Here is a 13866-nt window from a genome sequence, read left to right as displayed (position 1 = left end):
CCGGTAGTACTCCTTCTGCTCCTCGACGATGTCCCTCATGGCTCGTCCCTCACGGCTCGTCCCTCATGGCTCCACCCTCCCTCATGGCTTCACCCTCCCTCATGGCTTCAAACTCAGCTCGCGCCAGTTCAGGCCGTCGGGCGAGTACTGGATCGGGGCGTCCGGGCTCGACAGGGCCACGTAGCCGGACCGAGCCCAGTACGCGAACCCGTGGTAGCGCGGCTGCTCCTGGGTGAACGTGCGACCGTCGTTCCAGCTCACCAGGCCGGCCCCGTCCTCGGTGTTGACCAGCAGCGAACCGTTGCTGGCGGCGACCGGCGCGCCCGCCACCGCCCACCCCAGCTCGCCGCGTGTCTTCGTCCACGACCGGCCACCGTCGTCGCTGCGGAACATCGCGAGGATGCCGTAGTCACCCACCTCGAGCTGCCCGGTGACCGTCGCGACGATCGAGTCGTGGCACGCGACGATCGTCCAGGCCTGGCCCTCGGCGTCCCCGCGCCAGGCCGGCCGCGCCACCGTCCACGTGCGACCGTCGTCGTCGCTCAGCGCGATGGTCCACCGGCGCGTGCGCGGGTCCTTGCCGGCGATCCACCACCGGCCGTCCGCCATCGGCACCATGCCCGGGTACGCGCCGAGCAGCGGGGGTGCGGTCGCCAGCCGGGCGGATCGCCCGGAGTCCGGGAGGATCACGCGGACGTCGGAGCGGGTACACGGTTCCTCGAACAGTTCGCACCCCGACTGGAGCGCCGCGCCCGCCGGGATCTCCCGCGCCGTGCCGCGCACGCCCTGGGGGACTCGCGTCCACGTCCGGCCGCTGTCCGCGCTGTACACCCGCCCCAGCACGGCCGGCTCGTCGATCGGGAACCAGTCGACGGCCACCTGGTCGGGGCCCAGCACGTACAGCCGGCCCCCGGAACCCCGCGGCTGCCCCGCGTTGGACACCGGGCGCGAGGTCCAGTGCTCCCCGTCGGAGGTCGACACCAGGTCCAGGTCGCAGTCGAACTGCCGGCAGTCGGCGCGCAGGGCGTGCGCGTGCCGCTCGTCGACGAACCCCACGTCGTAGATCACCCGCGGCTGCACCATCTCCGACTGCGGGGTGTAGGTCGGGGACGGCGGGGTGTAGGCCGGCTTCGCGGCCTCGGGCTCGGGCGAACCGACCCGCAGCAGCGGCACCGCGACACCCACCACGAGCACGGCGACCGCGGCCACGCCGAGCGTCCTCGCGCGCGCCGCCCGCAGCCGGGCGCGCTCGACCACCCGCGTCACGACCGGCTGCCGCACGCCGGCCCACGACACGGGTTCCGCGTCCACGAGGTACGACTCGACCGTCTCGACCGGAGTGTCCACAACGGACGCGATGGTCTCGGTGGGCAGGCCGGCCAGCCGGTGCAGGCGCCGGACGGTCTCGCGCGCGGAGGGCGCGGCCGGGCGGGCGCGCGGCACCTGCAGGGCCCGCCACCGCAGCCGGCGGCGGGCGAGCCGGACGACGACCGCGCGGACCCGCTCCTCCGGCCGCGCGTCCGCCGCGAGCCGGGCCCGGTCCCGGTGGACGATCGCGAACGCCTCGCGCGTGACCTGCTCCGCCGCCTCCGCGTCGTCGAGCAGCGCGTGGGCGGTGAGAAACAGCCCGCGGTAGGAGTGCGCGTAGCAGCGCGCGAACGCGTCCCCAGCGGCCACAGGGCCAGGTTGCTACGCCGGGCGGTATCGCACAAGCGCCACGCCCGAACGGAACGGCCGGGCCGATCAGCGAGCGCACCTGCCGCATGCTGCCGGTCGTGACGATGTCCTTGCCGGGCAACGACTTCAGCCGCCGGACCGCCACGCCCGCCGGGCCGCGGAGCACGGTCGTGTGCGCCCAGGCATGGCCGCGATCATGTCGGACCGGTCCGCCTCGCCGTCCCCGGCCGGACGAACGGCGTGTTGAGGTGCGCGGTGGCGAGCCATGTCGGCATCCGGTCCGCCCGCTCCAGCAGCGCCCGCCGGGTGCGGCGGGCGGTGTCCTGGTCGCCCTCGAACCGGTAGCCGACGTCCGGCGCGACCAGCTGCACCGCGTGCACCAGCACGTCGCCGGTGATCACGATCTGGCGATCGGCACCGCGCAGCAGCACCGACTGGTGGCCTGGCGTGTGCCCGGGGGTCGGCTCGGTGGTCAGGCGGGTGCCGTGCCGCTCGGCCAGGCAGTCCCGCCCGTCCACGACGGACAGCTGGCCGGTCCCGCGCAGCGGCGCCACCACGTACGCCAGCACGACCTCGTCGCCGGCCTCCTCGAGCGCGGCGATCTCGCTCCGCTGTACCACGTACCGCGCGTTCGGGAAGGTCGGCACGCCCTGCGGCGAGACGGACCAGCCGTAGTGGTCCTCGTGCAGGTGGGTGAGCACGACGAACTCCACCTCGTCGCGGCCGATGCCCGCCTCGGCGAGCCGCTCGAGCAGGTGCCCGGGCACCGGCGCCCACGCGGCAGCCGGGCTCTCGGCCGGGCCCACCCCGGTGTCCACCAGTGCGTACCGCCGGTTCGGGAGCCGGACGGCGAAGCAGCGGAAGTCGAGGTGCCAGGTCCCGTCCGGGCCGAACGCGGCCGGGTCCACCAACCTGGCCCCGGCCCAGTCCCGCTCGCTCGCACCGGCGAACGCGTCGGCGGCGGGCAGGAAGAACGGGCCGTCGGCGTCGAGCAGCGCCAGGACCTCGAACGGCCCGACCGACCTCGTCACCGCCCCTCCCCTCGACGCGCTCGCGACGCCGCCCGCGGTCCCGAGCCCGGCGACGGCGAGGCCCGCCGCGGCGGTGCCGAGGAGGAATGTGCGCCGCCCCGACGACTTCGTTACATCGTCCACAACGATCTCCGATCTCGCCCTGTGATACTTGCGACGGGAGCGAGTCGATCAGGGGGCGGGAACGCGTGCCAGGGATTCGAAGAACGTCGAAAGTCCGGCCGTGCTGACGTTGCGGGTCGAACCCGCGCGGCTGGTCCGCTCCCGGTTCGCCCTGTCGCGGCTGGCGGAGCTGTCCTGCGCGCTGGAGGTGCTGACCCACCCGGACCGGGCGCCGTACGCGGCGGCCTGGGTGGCGGCCACGCGCCCGCACGCCGACCCGGCGGCGTACCCGCTCGTGCACGCGCTCGTCGAGCACGAGTCGTGGTACGTCCCGGACTTCGTGGTGCCGCTGCCCGCCGGCTACGAGCCCACCCTCGACGAGGAGCTCGCGGCGGTCGCGGCCACACCCGACGACCTCGTGCGGGAGCAGCTGCGGATGGCGTTCCGGATCGGACCGCCGCCAGCCGCCGCGCTGGCGCGTACCCGTTCTCCGGCCGGGCAGGACCCCCGCGTGCCGCTCCCGCCGGTCGTGGCCACCGCGCTCGACCGAGGCGGGATCGCCGGCCGGGCCGCGGCGGAGCTGCGCCGGGCGTGGCACGCGGTGCTGGCCGACTCGTGGCCGGCGCTGCGCCGGATCCACGACGAGGACGTGCGGCACCGGGCCGCGCACGCGGGCCGGTCCGGGTTCGGCGAGATCCTCGACGGTCTGCACCCGGCGCTGCACTGGGACGGCAGGACCCTCACGATGGACGCCGCGTTCGAGCTGACGTCCGACGCGGCGCCCGGCGTGGTGCTGACGCCGTCGGTGTTCCTGCCCCGCCCGGCGCTGTGGGCGGGCGTGCCGGGCGAGGTGCTGCTCGGCTATCCGGCCCGCGGCCGCGGCCGGGTGTGGGCGGCCCCGTCGGTGCTGGGCACGCCGGTCCTGGGCGAGCGCCGCACCGCCCTGCTGACCGACCTTGAGGTGCCGCGCTCGACGTCGGAGCTGGCCGCCCGGCACCGCCTCAGCCCGGCGACGGTGTCCTACCACCTGAACCGGCTGCGTGCGGCCGGCCTGGTGACGAGCCGGCAGGCGGGCCACAGCGTGCTGTACGTCCCGACCGAGCGCGCGACCGCGCTGCTGGCGGCGATGGACGCGTGACTCAGCCGTCCGGGAACGGCTGGATCGGGATGCCGTGGTCGCGCTCGCGCATGCCGAGCTCGTAGGCGGCGAGGCCGGGTGCACGCAGGTTCAGCGCGGGCAGGCCCGGGCGGGCGACCCGGATCGTGAGGTCGGCGACCGAGCAGTTCGCGGTGTGGTGGTCGGATCCGTCGGGATCGGCGTAGACCCAGCCGACGACCCGCTCGCGCGGCGCCTCGGCGGTGCCGGCCACGACGATCTCCTTGCCGGGCACCGCGAACCACAGGTGCGCCGGCGACTCCTCGATCCGCGGCCGGCGGTCGCGGGTGAGCCCGCCGAGCCGGATCCGCTCGCCCCGGATGGCGATCGCGCCGTTCGCGACCCACGGCGTGACCCGCCCGCCGATGCGGATGCGGCCGAACGTCAGGTCCAGCCACGTCGTGTCGCCCGCGCCGAGGAAACCCATGCCGTGCAACCAGATCCAGCGCTCGGCGTGCTGCGCGCCCCAGTTGTGGCCGACCATGCCGGGCCAGGCGGACACCTCGATGTCCCGCCCGCCGACCGTGATCGAGCCGTCGAAGCGGGCGACCGGATGCAGGCTCACGGGTTTCGTCCGCGGCACGGGCACCCGGTAGAGCGGGCCGAACGGCAGGTGGCACAGCGGCGCCGCGCCGGAGAACCGCAGGTCCCACGCGACGTCATGTGCCGGCCCGTGCGCCGACCCGTGCGCACGGCCAGGACCGAGAGCCGCGTCCCCGATGCGGATCCAGTCCGCGACGACCGGCGGGCCGGACACCTTCGTCGCGGTCGGGCCGGACTCCTCGAACAGCGTGAACCACAGCGCGCCGGTCGGCTGCGCGCCGGGGCGGCGGTGCGCGGTGTAGCGGATCCACACGCCCAGCCCGCCGTCCGGGTGGCAGGCGCGCAGGTAGTAGCTCTCGTACCCGGCGGGCATGTCCGGGAAGCGGGCGCCGGTGAGCGAGCCGGCGCCGAGCGGTTCGCCGTTCACAGCGCCACCACGTACTGCCATGCGCCGTCCTCGCGGACGAATCGGCTGTTCTCGTGCAGCACGCCGGCCCGCCCGCCGGTCCGGTAGTGCGCGCGGAACTCGACCGTGCCCTCGGTGTCGAAGGGACCGCCGCCGGTGCGGCCGACGATCTCCAGGTGCGTCCACTCCCGCGCCGGGTCGAGCCGCACCCGCTTCGGCCGGGTCGACGGATGCCACGACGACAGCAGGTACGCCTCCTCGCCGAGTGCGAACGCGCTGAACCGCGAGCGCATCAGCTGCTCGGCCGTCGCCGCGCCGGTGTGGCCGGAGTGCAGCCGCCCGCAGCACGCGGCGACCGGCTCACCGCTGCCGCACGGGCACATCGCAGGTCGGGGCATCGGGCCATTCTGCTACGGACCGCGTGCCGCCGGCGCGCGGCGCCGTCACCGGCGAGCGCGAGCGGCGCGGGGCCACCGGCTAGGCCGGCGGCCGGATCTCGACGTTGAGCAGGCCGCGGAGGTCGAGCCAGGTCCGGTCCGGGCCGTGGACCAGCCGCAGCACCACCTCCCCGCACCGCGTGCAGCGGGCCACCTCGCCGGGTGCGTGCGTGTACACGGTCGCCTCGGCGAGCGGGCCGCGGGCGCGGCAGTGCGCGCAGGTGCCGATCGCCGCGGTCAGGTCCACGGCGAAGATCTCGCGCAGCGGGCCGGCGAGCGCGTTGCCGTCCAGGTGCCCGGTCATGTCAGCCTCCCGTGGGCCCGAAGCGTTCGGTCTTGATCCTGCCGGGGTCGTGACCGAGGTCGACCAGCAGGTCGGCGGCGGCCTCGACGAACCCCGTGGGCCCGCAGACGAAACAGTCGGCCGGCGGCACGGCCGCGAGGTCGGCGCGGGTCAGCCGGCCGGCCGCGCGGGCCGAACCCGGCGGCGTGGCCCGGGTGTACACGTACGTGACGTCCAGGCCGGGGCCGGGCCGGGCCAGTTCGTCCCGGTAGATCAGGTCGGCCGGGGTCCGCAGCGAGTACCCGAGCCGGAACGGCACCGCCGAGCCCGCCGCCCGGCGGGTGCGGATCATGGCCATGAGCGGGACGATCCCCGAGCCGCCGGCCAGCAGCAACACGGGTGACGTCGCCTCGGGTCGCCAGACGAACCAGCCGCCGACCGGCCCGCGCAGCTCCACCTCGTCGCCGGGCTCGAGGACGTCCACCAGGTACGGCGACACCTCACCGCCGTCGACCCGCTGGACCGTCAGCTCGACCAGGTCACCACCGGGTGCGGAGGCGACCGAGTAGCTGCGCTGCGCGCGGTAGCCGTCCTCGGCGGTCAGCCGGACGTCGACGTGCTGGCCGGCCAGGTGGCCGGGCCACTCCGGGACGTCGAAGGCGAGCGTGACCGCGGACGCGGTCTCGGCGCGCCGCTCGGTCAGCGTCGCCGCCCGCCAGGCCAGCCTGCGGCCTAGTCGCCCTGGTACCGCTGCTCGCGCCACGGGTCACCGTAGTCGTGGTAGCCGATGCTCTCCCAGAACCCGGGCTCGTCCTCCAGCATCAGCTCGATGCCGCGCACCCACTTCGCGGACTTCCACAGGTACAGGTGTGGCACGAGCAGCCGGACCGGCCCGCCGTGCTCGGCCGGCACGTCCTCGCCCTCATAGGCGTAGGCGAGCCAGGCCTGCCCGTCTAGCAGGTCCTCGAGTGGCAGGTTGGTGGTGTAGCCGCCGTAGGAGTGGACCATGGCGAAGTCGGCGGCGGTCGCCACGTCCTCGAGCAGCACGTCGAGGGACACCCCGCGCCAGGACGTGTCGAGCTTCGACCACTTCGTGACGCAGTGCAGGTCGACGGTCGGCTCCTCGGCGGGGAGAGCGATCAGCTGCGCCCAGGTCCACGTGTGGCGCGTGCCGGCCTCGGTGGCGATCGTGAACTCCCACCGGTCCGCCGGCACCCGCGGCGTCGGCCCGGCCGAGAGAACGGGGAAGTCCTCCGTGAGGTACTGGCCGGGCGGCAACCGCTCGTCGGACCGGCGTGGCCGGCCCTGGAAACCCCTGGACACGATGCCCACCGCGACAGCGTAATCGAGGACCTTCGCCCCTCGCCCCCGTCGCGATCGCGGGGGTACGAAGAGTGAATGTCGCATCCGGGACGTCCCTCGGCGATGCGGGCGTTCGACCCGCGGGCGGTCGCGCGGCGGGAATGCGGCGCGTGGGTGACCTACTACCGCCGCCAGTGGGGGCGCTTCCTGCTCTACGCGATCGGCATGGTCCGGTCCGGGTTCGCGCTGTCCTGGTCGCGAACCGTGTACGGGGCGTGGCTCGTGCTGCGCGCGAACCAGCTGTGGGCACCCGCGAGCGGAAACGACCCCGAGGGCGCGCGCCGGTGCATGCGGTTGTTCTACGACCTCGTGACCCGTGATCACCGGGAGTCCTTCGACACGGTCGAGGCGGCCCGGCTCGAGGTCGAGTGGTGGCGCGCGCACCGGGAGGCCCAGCACCACGACGCCGGCGACGCGGCGCTCGTGGACGCGCTCACCGAGCTCTACGCGCACGTCTACCGCGTGCCGCCGGACACGGTCCGGCTCGCCGCGAGCGAGCGAGCGGCCGCGATGGCCATCTCCGACAAGTGGGTCGCCGACGGCCGTGACCCGCAGAGTCCGGCGCTCGGCGACGAGCTGGCCGCGCTCGTCCGCTCGTACGCGGCGCTGCTCGCGGCCGTGCATCACACCCCGAGGTGACCTGCGCCGCTCCACTGCCCCGCCGCCGGCGGTTTCGGTTGCGCAGCGTGGTGCAATACCTGTCCGGGGCGGGGATCCGAATGGGGAGAGTCGATGAGTGCTGACCAGATCGTCGCAGGCCGTTACCGGCTGGCCGAACGGCTCGGCGGTGGCGGGATGGGCGTGGTCTGGCAGGCGCACGACGAGCGACTGCGCCGCACCGTCGCCGTCAAGCAGGTCATCCTGCCCCCCAGCCTGGACGACGCCCGGCTGGAGGAGATCCGCAAGCGCACCATGCGCGAGGGCCGGATCGCGGCCAAGCTGCACCACCCGCAGCTGATCACCGTCTACGACGTCATCGAGGACGACGGCCGGCCCTACCTCGTCATGGAGTACCTGCCCTCGACGAGCCTGTCGAAGAAGCTCGCCGAGGACGGCACGCTGCCGCCGGAGGAGGTGGCGCGGATCGGCGCGCAGGCCGCGGCCGCGCTCGCATCCGCGCACGCGGCCGGCGTGGTGCATCGCGACGTCAAGCCCGGCAACATCCTCGTCGGCGACAACGGCACGGTGAAGATCACCGACTTCGGTGTCTCCCGGGTCGTCGAGGACGTCACCGGGACCGCGACCGGCACGTTCGTCGGCACGCCGGCCTACCTCGCGCCGGAGGTGGCGCAGGGCAAGGACGTCACGTTCGCGTCCGATGTGTACTCACTCGGCGCCACCCTCTACACCGCGGTCGAGGGCGCCTCACCCGCCGGCGCGAGCGACAACCCGATGCTGTTGCTGCACCGGATCGCGTCCGGCGCGGTCACCCCGCCGAAGAAGGCAGGCCCGCTCAACGACCTCCTGCTGCGGATGCTGAGCACCGATCCGCAGCAGCGGCCGACCATGGACGAGGCGCGGGCCGAGCTCGAGGACATCGCCGGCGGCCGGTCGACCGCGGCCGCCGTCCCCGCGGCTCCCGCCGCCGCGCCGCCGGCCGAGCCGGCCGCTGTGCCTAAGCCGGCCGGCGAGCGGCCGCACCGCCGCCGCGCCGTGGCGCTGCTCGCCGCGGTCTGCGTCCTGGTCGCGATCGTCACGACCCTCGTGGTGCTGAACGCCAACGACAACAGCCCGACGGGCGGCACCGCCACACCACCCGCCTCGTCGAAGGCGTCGGGCACGCCGGCCGCCTCGAGCGAGAACCCGGCGCCCGCCGAGCCCGAGGAGACCGGCACGACGAGCGCCCCTGCGACCACTTCGCCCGCGCCACCGGCGAACACGCCGCCGAAAACCGCGCAGCCGCCCGGAAGCCCCGTAGCGGCGGTCACCGGTTACTACGCCCTCATGCCCGGCGACCCGGACGCGGGCTGGCAGCGGCTGACGCCCAAGTTCCAGCAGAGCCCGGCGGGTGGGCCGGACGGCTATCGCCGGTACTGGAGCTCGATCAGCTCCGTGCGCGCGTCCGGCGCGTCCGGCGCTGGCTCGACCGTCACCGTCACGGTCAACTACGTGTTCAAGAGCGGCCGGAAGGTGCGGGAGCAGCACCGCTACAACCTGGTGAACCAGGACGGCCGGTGGCTGATCGACACGGTCACCGTGCTCAGCAGCACCGACCTGCGCTAGCGACCGTAATGAGTCCCCGCGGCACACCGATTCTCTGACCGGGCAACCGCTTCACGAAACGTGTGGAGGGCCGCGATGGGGACAGCAGACGCCGCGCGTTCGATGGTGCCGGTCGTGCAGGCCGGTCGCGACCTGCGGGACGCGCTCGGGGATCCGGACCGCGCCGCGGCGGCCGTGGAGCTGCTCGCCGGCGCGGCGCGGACGAGCATCGCCAAGCTCGACCGCATGGGCGCCGAGCACGCGGCGATGGGCGTCGCGATGGTGCCCGACGACGCCGAGGCGCTGCTCGCCGCGACCCTGAGCCAGCTCGGCGTCGCCGGCACGATGTTCGCCGCGAGCGAGGCGGTCGGCGAGCACGGGCCGGCCGAGCCGAGCGCGCTCGACGAACCCCTTCGGCAGCTCGACGCCACCGTCGGCATGCTGACCGCGCCGCGAACCCCGGCCGCGCAGGGCATCGTGGCGCTCGCCGCGTCGACCACCGTCCCGGCGGCCGTGGCGTCGCTGGAGCGCCAGCTCGACCGGACCGTCGACGACATCGTCTCCCGCTCCACCAAGGTGATCGGCGGCTCGCTGACCGGCATCCACGACCGCGGCCCGGCCGAGGTCCGCAAGGCGTGGGACATGGTCAACGAGAAGCTGCACCTCGACGAATTCGGCGGCAAGCTCGCGAAGATCGGCCTGCGGGCGTTCCGTGGCGCGCTCGCCCTGCTGGCCCGGATCGTGCCGGCGGGGTGGCTCACCGGCATCCGCGCCGGCGTCGACCGGCTCATCGCCAGCGTCGACGAGCGCGGGCCGGCCAGGGCCGCGGTCGGCATGGCCATCGGCGCGGACCGGCTCGCGGCCCTGGCGACGCTCGACCAGTCCACTCTGGACATGGCGAAGCTGGACCGGGGCACCGTCGACCTCGCCGAGCTGAACGCGAGGTACAGCCGGCTGATGGACATGTGCGGCGGCATCGGCACGGCGATCGGCGTGGCGGCGAAGCTCACGGTCGTCCTGCGGTTCACGATCCCCCAGCTCGGCCTGCTGATAATGGGCGCGCACCTGCTCGTCGTCGCGGGTGTGCTCGTGCTCGGCCGCGACCACATCGACGCGGGCGTGGACCCGGGCGACAAGCCGGTCCCCGGAACCGACGACGAGCGGGGCCTCGTGCGCGGCGTGCGGACCATCCTCGCCGAGGCGACCGCCTAGCCGAGCTCGTCGGCCAGCAGCGCGGCGAGGCGGTCGAGGCCGACCTCGATGTCGGCCGCGGTGACCGTGCTGCAGGACAGCCGAAGCGACCGGACCTCGCCCGGCGAGCCGTAGAAGTGATGCATCGGCGTCCACAGCACGCCGAAGTCCCGCGCGGAGCGTTCGAGCAACGCGTCGTCGACCGGGAACGGCACGTCGACCACGACGAAGAACCCGCCGGTCGGCACGTTCCAGCTCACCGGCAGGTCCGCGAACCGCTTCGCCAGCCCGCCGATCATGTGGGACCGGTTGAGCGCGTACACCTCGCGCTCCCGCACGGTCGCCGCGACGAGGCTGCAGTCGTGCTCGAGCAGCTTGCCGCCGACGATCGCCTGCGCGAGGGCCGGGGTGTTCACCGTCAGCATGCTCTTGATCTTCGACAGCTCGTCGGCGAGCATTCCCACGCTGCCGTCCGCGGCGCGGACCCGCTGGTCGGCCACCACGTAGCCGACCCGCGCGCCGGGCAGCACGGTCTTCGCGAACGAGCCCAGGTACACCACCTGGCGGGCCTCGTCGATCGCCTTGAGGGTCGGCACCCGGTGCTCGCCGGGCGAGAGCACATCGTAGAACAACCCGTACGGGTTGTCCTCCAGCAGCAGGATGTCCTCCTCGACCGCGAGCGCGAGCAGCGCGCGCCGGGTCGCGAGATCCATGCTCAGCCCCGACGGGTTCGCGTAGTCCGGCATCACGTAGCACGCGCGCGGCCGCAGCCCCGCCGCGCGCGCGCCGTGGATCGTGCCGCGCAGTTCGTCGAGGTCGATGCCGGCCGTCCCGCCGGATACCGGCAGCACCGGCATGTCCACCAGCCGCGCGGCGCCGGTCAGTCCGACGTAGGTGGGCGACACCGCGAGCAGCACGTCCTGCGGACCGGCCCGCAGCGCACGCAGCGTGAGGACCATCGCCTCCTGGCAGCCCACGGTGACCACAATGGACTCCGGGTCGACGCGGATGCCCTCGTCCAGCTCGAGGTTGGTGGCCACCAGGTCGTGGATGATGCCCTTCGTGCGCCCGTACTGGAACAGCGTGCGGCGGGCCTGCGCCTCGTCGTAGCCGCGCGCCTCGATCAGGTGCCGGTGAAACCGGTCCAGGTACCGCGGCAGCGCCTCGACCTCGTAGAAGTCCTCGTACGGCCGGCCCGCGGCCAGCGAGATCGCGTCCGGGTAGTGGTTCGCGACCTCGTTGAGGAAGTTCATCGAGTTCAGCGCGGGGTCCTCGAGCGACGGGTGCAGGTCCGCCGTGCTCAGGTCGACGCGCAGCGGGATGGTCGTGACGTCGACCGGGGGGACGCCCGTCGGATTGACGTCCGCGGGGTTGACGTCGGCGACACTCATCGGGCCCTCACATTCGAACGGTGGACAACATGCGCGCCGCGCCGACGTCGGCGCAGCCGGCGAGCGCCATGGCTTCGCGGAGCTCGGTGTGGAGCAGGGACAGCACCTGGCCGGCGCCGCGCGCGCCGTCGACGGCGAGTCCGTACAGGACAGGACGGCCGACCAGCACGCCGCGCGCACCGAGCGCCAGCGCGCGCAGGACGTCGGTGCCCGACCGGATGCCGCTGTCGAGCATCACCTCGCACCGGTCGGCGACCGCCGCCACGACCGCCGGCAGCGCCCGCACGCTCGTCGCCGCGCCGTCGAGCTGGCGGCCGCCGTGGTTGGACACGACCACGGAGTCCACACCGGAGTCGACGGCCCGGACGGCGTCCCGCGGGTCGAGGACTCCCTTGACCACCAACGGAAGCGTGGTCCGCGCCCGGAGCCACTCGAGGTCGGCCCAGCCGAGCGCGGGCGCGAACGCGGCGACCGTGTGCGCGGCGAGCGCGGACTCCCCGTCGACCCGGTCGTGCGCGCGGCCGGCGCCGTCGTCGAGGTTCGCGGCGACCACGTCCGCGGGCAGGCTGAACGAGTTGCGCAGGTCGCGCAGCCGCCGGCCCATGATCGGCACGTCGACGGTCACCATCAGCGCCTGGCAGCCGGCGTCCTCGGCCCGCGCGACCAGGCTCTCCACGGCGTAGCGTTCGCGCAGCCAGTACAGCTGGAACCAGGTGTCCGCGCCGACCTTCGCGATCTCCTCCAGGGTGACGCTCGACAGCGTGCTGACGACGTACGGGACGCGGGCGAGCCGCGCGGCCTCGGCCGCGGCCGGCTCGCCGTCCGGGTGCAGCATCCGCTGGTAGGCCATGGGCGCGACGGCCACCGGCATGGCCGCGTCGGTGGCGAGCAGCCGGCCGGCGGTCGACGCCTCCTCGACGCCGGCCAGCACGCGCGGCAGCAGCGCGACCGCGTCGAGCGCGGTCCGGTTGGCGGCGAGCGTCGTCTCGGTCCCGCTGCCGCCGGAGGCGTAGTCCCACACCTCCGGCGGCAGCACGGCCTCGGCGAGGCGCGCCATGTCGGCCAGGCACAGCGGCGCGGTCTCACCCATCGGTGACGCGCTTCCGCAGGTACTCGGCCGCCTGCGCGACGGCTCGCCGGGCCCCTTCGAGGACGCCCGACATCGTGAAGAACCCGTGCGCCATGCCGTCGTAGCGGGTCAGCTCGACCGGCACGCCGGCCTCGCGCAGCAGCGCGGCGTAGCGCTCGCCCTCGTCGCGCAGCGGGTCGTACTCGGCGGTGATGACCAGTGCCGGCGGGAGCCCGGTGTGGTCGCTCGCGAGCAGCGGGGACACCAGCGGGTCGCGGCCCTGGTCCGGCGTGGACAGGTAGTTGCGCCAGTACCAGTCCACGGAGTGGTGGTTGAACATCCAGCGGTCGTCGTTGGCGCGCAACGAGTCGGTGTCCGCGTGGTAGCACGTGTTGGGGTAGATCAGCAGCTGCGCGGCGAGCGCCGGGCCGCCTCGGTCGCGGGCGAGCAGCGACACGACCGCGGCCAGGTTCCCGCCCGCGCTGTCCCCGCCGACCGCGATCCGGTCCGGGTCCACACCGAGCTCGGCCGCGTTGGCCGCGACCCACCGGACGGCGGCGTGGCAGTCGTGCACGGCGGCCGGGAACGGGTGTTCGGGGGCGAGCCGGTAGCCCGGGGTCACGACCTGGCAGCCGGCGGCGTTGGCGAGCGCGCGGCAGACCCCGTCGGAGGTGTCGATGCTGCCGAGCGTCCAGCCGCCGCCGAAGAAGTACACCAGCGTCCCGAGTGGACCATCACGGTCCGGCCGGTAGATCCGCACCGGCAGCTCGCCGTCGGGCCCGGGGAACATGCGGTCGGACACCTCGTGCACGGGCTCGACGTCTCCGCCACCGGCCCGGATGTCGGCGAGATCGGCCGCGCGCGCCTCGGCGAGCGTCATCTCGTACAGCGGGGTCACACCGGCGGCGATCCGCTGCTCGCGCATCGCCGCGACTTGAGGGTCTAGCGGCACGTGTCCTTCTCGTCCTTTCCCGTCCCCGACGTGACCGCTCTGGGCCCCGGCCGCCGCGGAAGCG

General features: G+C 74.3%; 14 protein-coding genes. 4 read left to right on the top strand and 10 right to left on the bottom strand.

Annotated elements, in window-relative coordinates; translation table 11 throughout:
* Positions 1-99: 99 nt before the first annotated feature.
* The gene (locus VH969_RS12855) at positions 100-1677 is read right to left on the bottom strand and encodes a sialidase family protein (RefSeq protein WP_331973943.1); all 1578 of its coding nucleotides are present in this window, start codon (positions 1675-1677) and stop codon (positions 100-102) included.
* A gap of 194 nt (positions 1678-1871) precedes the next feature.
* Positions 1872-2831, bottom strand: a complete 960-nt coding sequence (locus VH969_RS12850; protein ID WP_331973942.1) for an MBL fold metallo-hydrolase — start codon at positions 2829-2831, stop codon at positions 1872-1874.
* A 100-nt stretch (positions 2832-2931) separates the two neighbouring features.
* Here VH969_RS12850 and VH969_RS12845 point away from each other — a divergent pair, with 100 nt between their 5' ends.
* Positions 2932-3948: a helix-turn-helix domain-containing protein gene (locus VH969_RS12845; RefSeq protein ID WP_331973941.1), complete on the top strand. Its 1017-nt coding sequence runs from the start codon at positions 2932-2934 to the stop codon at positions 3946-3948.
* A 1-nt stretch (position 3949) separates the two neighbouring features.
* Here the strand turns inward: VH969_RS12845 and VH969_RS12840 are convergent, their stop codons facing one another.
* The 5 genes from VH969_RS12840 to VH969_RS12820 form a co-directional block, all read right to left on the bottom strand.
* Positions 3950-4936, bottom strand: coding sequence for a hypothetical protein (locus tag VH969_RS12840; protein ID WP_331973940.1), 987 nt, complete (start codon positions 4934-4936; stop codon positions 3950-3952).
* Entirely contained in the window at positions 4933-5313 is a 381-nt protein-coding gene (locus VH969_RS12835) for a YchJ family protein (RefSeq protein WP_331973939.1), read from the bottom strand. The genes VH969_RS12840 and VH969_RS12835 overlap by 4 nt, the downstream gene beginning before the upstream one ends.
* 79 nt (positions 5314-5392) lie before the next feature.
* Positions 5393-5656 (bottom strand): DUF6510 family protein, encoded by a 264-nt coding sequence (locus VH969_RS12830; RefSeq protein WP_331973938.1) that lies wholly within the window; start codon positions 5654-5656, stop codon positions 5393-5395.
* 1 nt (position 5657) lies between these two features.
* On the bottom strand, positions 5658-6398 hold the full coding sequence (locus tag VH969_RS12825; protein ID WP_331973937.1) for a ferredoxin reductase: 741 nt from the start codon (positions 6396-6398) through the stop codon (positions 5658-5660).
* Positions 6368-6967 carry a sulfite oxidase-like oxidoreductase gene (locus VH969_RS12820; protein ID WP_331973936.1) on the bottom strand — a complete coding sequence of 200 codons (600 nt, stop codon included), beginning with the start codon at positions 6965-6967 and terminating at the stop codon, positions 6368-6370. The genes VH969_RS12825 and VH969_RS12820 overlap by 31 nt, the downstream gene beginning before the upstream one ends.
* Before the next feature lie 66 nt (positions 6968-7033).
* On the opposite strand from VH969_RS12820, the gene VH969_RS12815 reads away from it, so the two are divergent.
* From VH969_RS12815 to VH969_RS12805, 3 genes are all read left to right on the top strand, one after another.
* Positions 7034-7636 (top strand): hypothetical protein, encoded by a 603-nt coding sequence (locus VH969_RS12815; protein ID WP_331973935.1) that lies wholly within the window; start codon positions 7034-7036, stop codon positions 7634-7636.
* A gap of 93 nt (positions 7637-7729) precedes the next feature.
* The gene (locus tag VH969_RS12810; RefSeq protein WP_331973934.1) at positions 7730-9220 is read left to right on the top strand and encodes a serine/threonine protein kinase; all 1491 of its coding nucleotides are present in this window, start codon (positions 7730-7732) and stop codon (positions 9218-9220) included.
* A gap of 75 nt (positions 9221-9295) precedes the next feature.
* On the top strand, positions 9296-10411 hold the full coding sequence (locus VH969_RS12805; protein ID WP_331973933.1) for a hypothetical protein: 1116 nt from the start codon (positions 9296-9298) through the stop codon (positions 10409-10411).
* Here VH969_RS12805 and VH969_RS12800 read toward each other — a convergent pair.
* Genes VH969_RS12800 through lipP1 form a run of 3 tightly spaced genes read right to left on the bottom strand, consistent with a single transcriptional unit; the run spans position 10408 to position 13802 of the window.
* Positions 10408-11781 (bottom strand): aminotransferase-like domain-containing protein, encoded by a 1374-nt coding sequence (locus VH969_RS12800; RefSeq protein ID WP_331973932.1) that lies wholly within the window; start codon positions 11779-11781, stop codon positions 10408-10410. The two genes, VH969_RS12805 and VH969_RS12800, sit on opposite strands and share 4 nt — an antisense overlap.
* 7 nt (positions 11782-11788) lie before the next feature.
* Entirely contained in the window at positions 11789-12871 is a 1083-nt protein-coding gene (locus tag VH969_RS12795; RefSeq protein WP_331973931.1) for an alpha-hydroxy acid oxidase, read from the bottom strand.
* A complete protein-coding gene (gene lipP1, locus VH969_RS12790; RefSeq protein WP_527249158.1) occupies positions 12864-13802 on the bottom strand; it encodes a LipP1 family hormone-sensitive lipase in 939 nt (312 codons plus the stop codon). The genes VH969_RS12795 and lipP1 overlap by 8 nt, the downstream gene beginning before the upstream one ends.
* Between the last annotated feature and the right edge of the window lie 64 nt (positions 13803-13866).

Origin of the sequence: Actinophytocola sp., from assembly GCF_036555685.1 — a bacterium.
Classification (GTDB): domain Bacteria; phylum Actinomycetota; class Actinomycetes; order Mycobacteriales; family Pseudonocardiaceae; genus Actinophytocola.
The sequence above is the reverse complement of the archived record's forward strand: the minus strand, read 5'-3'. Positions and strand labels throughout refer to the sequence as shown.

Excerpts from the sequence above, each read along its gene's own strand:
- VH969_RS12810 (WP_331973934.1), top strand. The coding sequence starts at position 7,730 with ATGAGTGCTGACCAGATCGTCGCAGGCCGTTACCGGCTGGCCGAACGG.
- VH969_RS12835 (WP_331973939.1), bottom strand. The coding sequence starts at position 5,313 with ATGCCCCGACCTGCGATGTGCCCGTGCGGCAGCGGTGAGCCGGTCGCC.
- VH969_RS12805 (WP_331973933.1), top strand. The coding sequence starts at position 9,296 with ATGGGGACAGCAGACGCCGCGCGTTCGATGGTGCCGGTCGTGCAGGCC.
- VH969_RS12795 (WP_331973931.1), bottom strand. The coding sequence starts at position 12,871 with ATGGGTGAGACCGCGCCGCTGTGCCTGGCCGACATGGCGCGCCTCGCC.
- VH969_RS12815 (WP_331973935.1), top strand. The coding sequence starts at position 7,034 with ATGTCGCATCCGGGACGTCCCTCGGCGATGCGGGCGTTCGACCCGCGG.
- VH969_RS12830 (WP_331973938.1), bottom strand. The coding sequence starts at position 5,656 with ATGACCGGGCACCTGGACGGCAACGCGCTCGCCGGCCCGCTGCGCGAG.
- VH969_RS12800 (WP_331973932.1), bottom strand. The coding sequence starts at position 11,781 with ATGAGTGTCGCCGACGTCAACCCCGCGGACGTCAATCCGACGGGCGTC.